Genomic DNA, 3,754 nt, shown 5'->3' with positions numbered 1-3,754 from the left:
AACCATTGAGAATACCGCTCAAATTTATTAATGCCATACCTTTCAGAAGCATTTTCAGCAATCAATTCGTAGGGATATTTGAAAACTTGAACATAGTTATCAATAGACTGAGGAAAAATTCTCCCGGTCAATTTGATATCCATGTTGTCGAAAATTTTGTCAGCAGCAGCACACTTACTAATCGAACCAAGACCTTGACCGGCAATAATAACCCGAATGCCAGATTTACGACCATTGGCAAAGAAGCGACCCACTTGTATAGCTAGAGGGTCAAAATCAAACAAGATATTGGCTTCATCAGCAATGAAGATACTGTCTCTAAAAGAAAGAGAGCGACGAACAGCACTGTTATAGGCAATAGAGCCTAACAAAGCACTTTCAGTTTCATTATTGAGTCCTCTCAAACTCAAAATCAAAATTTGGGAATCAGTGCGAAAGGAAGAAACCCGTGACAAAAATTGTCCGAGGGAACTTTCCCGCCAAAAGTTAAAGCGAAGTTTAATGTAATCTAGGGTTTTGAGGATATCAGAAGTAGTATTGGGCAATCTAAGTCTTTCAAGGGAGCAAAAAGGGATAAAATCGGTAAAAACAGGCATATTAGCCCATTCAAGAGAACCAAATCCCTTTTGGAAAGCCATAGCAAACCGTTGTCGAATTTCTAGATCCTCATAAAAAGCAGTAACCGCTAAACCCACGATAGAATGAACAGAATCAGGGTTAATGTTGAGTGCAGGATTGGGCTTAAACCCTAAAACCATATTGACCAGAAGATCAACCAAATCCTTTTTAAAGGCATCTAATCGCTCTCGTTGTTGTTTGGCAGGAAACCCTCGTAAATCGGGAGGCTCGCACATATTTAGCCCTTTATCAAAGTTGCCAATATCGACGTAGGCACAATAATCAGGGAGATAATCGCACAAAGCATCAAAACTACCAGTGCCATCAGCGCGAGGCACTTCTAAGACCGTCGAAGCCATCTGATAAGGCAAACTCTGCACAAGGATATCCGAGAGCAACATGGTTTTACCAGATTCAGAAGCAGCACAAATCCCAGTACGAATGGGACGCTGATAAAGATCGAAGAAAATAGGGGTTCCGCCCTCGGTGGAGATAAACTCAAAGCCTTTTTTGGCGCGACTACGGTTAAACACCAAAGGTAAAATGCGAGGTAATTCCTCAGTAACATAGGTGCGATGTCGGTTAAAAGGTTTACCCAGTAAACTCTCCCAAATTAGAGTAGGGAAGGTTTCAAGCCAGATACGATGAGCATATTCCAGTTCTCTGACCATCCAACCATCCCGACGAAAATAAGAGCGAAAATCAGCACAAGCACGATCTAAGCCCCTTTTGGTGGGACGATGGATAAGAACCACTGTCCCGGTATGGAATGGTTCTGCTTGTCGGTAAAGTGTGGCTTGAGATTGGACCGCTTCTTCGACAGCAATGGATGCCCCCACATCAACATTGCCACTTTTAGCTGCCTCTAAGGAGGCATTTTGAGCTTGTTTTGTGACAGAATTCATCTTATCCTTGAGCATTTTATTATTCCCTCTTCTAATTTGCGTGAAAAACTCGAAATTATAGACGGACTCTTTAGATAAGACATCTAGCAAATAAAACAAAGACGAAGCAGGATCATCTGAAGGAACATCGGGTTTATCAGCTAACACCAAAACCCCTGTGTATTCCCCCTTGTTTTTGATAAAGTTGCGTTCGGCAACAGGAACCTCCTCAGCAAGCAATAAAGTCCTCGGATCTAAAGTGGATGTTTTCTCGCTTAATTGTTGGGTTTTAACATCACAAGTGATGTAAGGCATAGGTCTACAACGAGGAAACCGATTGAAGCGTCGATAATCAGCATCAATCATTTCGTCGAGAGTCATTGGGGTAATATTCAAACCAATTTGATTAGATAGCCAACGTCGCCAACGAGTAAAACCACGCAAGTATCCCTCTAAAATGATTTGTTCAATGGCGCGAGATTTAACCTCAGAATAAGCCCCCGTAAGTTGATACCAACCTTTTTCCAAAGCAGCTAAACACCGATCTGCCCAATCACCTTGACCAGCTTCAACCCCCTGGCTAACGGTATAGGTGACGTACACATTGAGAAAGATGTTTTTTCTGACTCCCGCTTTAGTTAACTCACGGATGCGTTTGGCGGTTCCCCCCAACAACAAACGCAACTCGTCAGACTCAACGGAATCCATCTGTTTTTTTAAGTCAAATTGTCGTTGTTCATCGTTATTAAACGAGCCATAATGCAAGGTTAAAGTTTCACTCATGGGAAGATCGTTGAAGGCTTTTAAGCCCTCAAAAATACTGAATAGTTCGTCTTCTGAAAGAATAGGACTAATACCTAAACAGTGAAACCCAAAAGTGAGTCGATAATTTTCAGAACCGTGCTTTTTCAAAAAAGTAGCACCTGCCTCTTGTAAACCATCAAGATATTGAAGATAAGTAAGTAAGTGGAAATTATCTTCAAAGGGTTTTAAATTAACCTTTTTGCCATCGGGAGCGACGACTTTTTTTACTCCAACTTTGACCATGATTCAACACAGATTTATATTCAACAATTGCTCTGACCCAATGAGGAGAAGATACTAATCTTCCGAAGAAATAGTGCATTCCTTGGAAAGTTAAGACCCACCACGTTCCGATCCCCCAACCAGAAACAGTGAGTACCCAAACCCAAGAAAGTCCAAAGACTTTTCTCACCAGGAAATAACTAACAAGACTAATAATTATCCAAGGGAAAATTTGGTCGCCAGGGAGAAAAAATATCCGAGGCGTTTTGTCCAAATTACGATAAGTGGGCATTAAACTAATCCCACAGAGAAATCACCACCAATAACCGCAGCAGCGACAATTAAAGGTGTTTTAGCAACTTGTTTCCAATCCTCTTCTTCTCTGGCGGCTCCAATTACTTTAGCAACTTGCCAAGCAATAAACATAATAAATAAGATTTGCAGAACCCCAAATCCAAAAATGATGATTGGGTTAATGGTAGCGGCTTGAGGACTACCAGAAAAAATGCCAGTTGCCTTATTTTGAATGTTGGTAAAAAAGAAACCAGCGGCAGCACCACTAGGACCCGTACCACCACCAGGGGCAGCTTGAGCCATCACAGGAAGAGAATAACTATCAAAAAGAAAGATAGCAGTTCCAACTAACCAAGCTATAGGAGCTAAACCATATTTTGATAGCCAATTTTGTAGTCGATTTAATTGACGACGGGGTGTTTCTTGCCAATATAAAAAAGTGCAAAGTGTAATGAGTGCCATCCATGTCGAATAAACAAATAAAGCACTTAAATCTAAGCTTCCTTTGACAATAAAAGTCTGCCATAAGTGTAGAAACATTGAGGCTGAACTGATGGCAAGTAAGCTAGAAAATGAGAGCTTATCGAGTAATCTGTTCCATAAAGAAGACCGTGTTTGCCTTAAAGTTAGTGTCATGATTTTTTCCTCACACGAAATACTAACTTTATAGATATCGTGTTTTTTATCAACTGTCACCCAACCTCAGTCACTTTTTTTCTAAAGAAATGTAAATGAAGAGTTTTTTTTTATTTTCTTAAGAATTCAGTTGGTAAGTTGAGAAGAATTTGCTCTAGAATCTGAAAAAAATCATCAAGAAAATAATGAAGAAACTGTTAAATTTAGTGATGGTAGTAGGTTTATTAGGGGGATGTAGTTCTATCACAGCTAATGAAAATTCTACTCAACCAATTGGAACGAACGAAACATCTTCT

General features: G+C 40.2%; 3 protein-coding genes. All 3 read right to left on the bottom strand.

Annotation, left to right across the window (positions count from 1 at the left end):
* On the bottom strand, positions 1-2,549 hold a 2,549-nt coding region (locus tag P9B04_RS16720), incomplete at its 3' end, for an ATP-binding protein (protein WP_342056118.1).
* Positions 2,497-2,820 carry a hypothetical protein gene (locus tag P9B04_RS16715; protein ID WP_342056117.1) on the bottom strand — a complete coding sequence of 108 codons (324 nt, stop codon included), beginning with the start codon at positions 2,818-2,820 and terminating at the stop codon, positions 2,497-2,499. The genes P9B04_RS16720 and P9B04_RS16715, both read right to left, overlap by 53 nt.
* Positions 2,820-3,458: a hypothetical protein gene (locus P9B04_RS16710; RefSeq protein WP_342056116.1), complete on the bottom strand. Its 639-nt coding sequence runs from the start codon at positions 3,456-3,458 to the stop codon at positions 2,820-2,822. Before P9B04_RS16710 ends, P9B04_RS16715 begins: the two co-directional genes overlap by 1 nt.
* Between the last annotated feature and the right edge of the window lie 296 nt (positions 3,459-3,754).

Source organism: Crocosphaera sp. Alani8, assembly GCF_038442745.1.
Lineage (GTDB): Bacteria > Cyanobacteriota > Cyanobacteriia > Cyanobacteriales > Microcystaceae > Crocosphaera.
The sequence above is the reverse complement of the archived record's forward strand: the minus strand, read 5'-3'. Positions and strand labels throughout refer to the sequence as shown.

Coding starts and splice junctions, on each gene's coding strand:
- P9B04_RS16715 (WP_342056117.1), bottom strand. CDS start 2,820: ATGCCCACTTATCGTAATTTGGACAAAACGCCTCGGATATTTTTTCTC.
- P9B04_RS16710 (WP_342056116.1), bottom strand. CDS start 3,458: ATGACACTAACTTTAAGGCAAACACGGTCTTCTTTATGGAACAGATTA.